The organism is Streptomyces sp. NPDC014889 (assembly GCF_043081205.1).
In the GTDB taxonomy this organism is placed as follows: domain Bacteria; phylum Actinomycetota; class Actinomycetes; order Streptomycetales; family Streptomycetaceae; genus Streptomyces.
On sequence record NZ_JBIBWH010000044.1, the window covers coordinates 1 to 1,772 of the forward strand.

Sequence of the window (1,772 nt, forward strand, 5' to 3'; positions counted from 1 at the left end):
TCCCACCGATGATGCAGGCGGTGGTTGCCGGCATGCCCACGAGCACGCGCAGCGGGGCTGGCTTTCGCCCATCGAGTGCGCATGACCTGTCCAGGGTTGCGGTAGATCTTGCGGTGATGCCATGCTGCCTCGACCAACAACCGACGTGCATGACCGTTGCCGGTCTTGGTGATCGAACCCTGTGATCGTGATGTCCCCGAAGAGTATTCACTCGGCACCAGGCCGACATAGGAACCGATGGTGCTCCCCGTAAATCGCTGCCAGTCGCCGATCTCGACCGCCAACCCGAACCCGGTCAAAGTAGAGATTCCGCGTAAACATCCCAAACGGTGCACCATCGGCGTGTAGGGACTGTTCTCCGCCATCTCCTCGATCGCCGTATCCAGTCGGTCACGGCGGCTTCGGGTGAGCAGCATCGCTTCATAGTTCGAGTCGAACGTGGCCTGCAACGCCGACTGCTCGAACCTCTGACTTCGTAGCCACACATCATGCGCACCAGTCCACGCCGCACCACCAGAATAGACAATGCCCTGCCGCAGAAGAAGTTTCGACAAGCGATGTCGGCATCGCATCAGATCCCCGCGAGCATCCTCACGGGCACGGACCAGATCTCGGGCTGCCTCTTGTTCTACCGAAGGGACCGTGACCTCGACGATCTCGTCCAGTCGGAGCAACCGCGCCAGATGCAGCGCGTCGCGAGCATCGGTCTTGACGCGGTCACCAGCAGGTCTCTGCAATTTCGACGGCGCAACCACCACGCACTCCACACCCGCTTGATTCAGAGCTCGGTACAGGCCGAATCCGGTCGGTCCGGCCTCGTAGACGGCTTTCACCGGACCCGGCAACGAACGCAACCAGGCGAGGATCTCACCGGAGTCCGGACATAATCGTTGTTTCCATACTTCACCGGTTTGACCGTCGATCGCACATGCCACTACAGACAGTGCGTGCACGTCCAATCCGACACTCGTACGCTGATACATCACCGGGGCCTCCTGCAAATGTAGGCACTACCGATCCAGGCTTCGCCTACTCGGCAACCCACGGCAACTTGCAAGCGAGTCCCCGGCCCGAAACGGGCCGACCCTCATACCGTCTAGACATACAATTCGACGAGAACGTCATCGACGAGCAGCTTCGCATAATTGACCGACAGCCATCCCGGTGTCCAGGTGCTGCTTCGTGATGGGCGCATAAGACTGAAGATCATCCGCCGTGTAATAAACGACGGCATCCAAATATTCCAGCGGATTCTGGCTCAATACCGCTGCGACAGCAAGGGTTTTGAATGTGGAACAGAACGCGAAACGCTCGTCAGCTCGATACTCGACCATCCCTCCCGTTCTCGGATTGGCCGCATATACACCCAAGCGGGCATCGTATTTGTCTTCGAGATCAGCCAGGAGGTGGGCTCGATCCTCTTCGCTTGCCGTTGACGTTTGAGAACTTGTCGTCGAAGGATTCTTCGCTGAACAACCGGCAAGCGGTACCAGCACCGCTGCGCCCAATAGCGTCCGACGCGTAACACCGCGAAACATCGTCATTCTCGCCTCTCTTGGCTATAGAAATACAGGTTGGTGAAAATGTGGATCGGCAGGGCAGGAAGCCCCGACTGGTCCGACGGCGACCCGATTGGAAAAGTGGGTCTTATCGGTCAATATCCAAGGGGTGCAGGAAGTGTCCGGCGATATCGAGTGCAGGGTTCAACCAGCCCATTCTCTGTTTCATACCGCTGTGTATGGCACTGGCTGTCAGTCCGTTGGGGATGTTTG

At 58.4% G+C, this 1,772-nt stretch carries 2 protein-coding genes; both read right to left on the reverse strand.

All coding sequences use genetic code 11. The annotated features are described in order from the left end of the window. Window positions 1-983: IS110 family transposase (locus tag ACF09J_RS35995; RefSeq protein ID WP_391901464.1), on the reverse strand; the 983-nt coding region annotated here is incomplete at its 3' end. A 138-nt stretch (window positions 984-1,121) separates the two neighbouring features. Continuing rightward, the gene (locus ACF09J_RS36000) at window positions 1,122-1,544 is read right to left on the reverse strand and encodes a serine hydrolase (RefSeq protein ID WP_166814103.1); all 423 of its coding nucleotides are present in this window, start codon (window positions 1,542-1,544) and stop codon (window positions 1,122-1,124) included. Window positions 1,545-1,772: the final 228 nt, after the last annotated feature.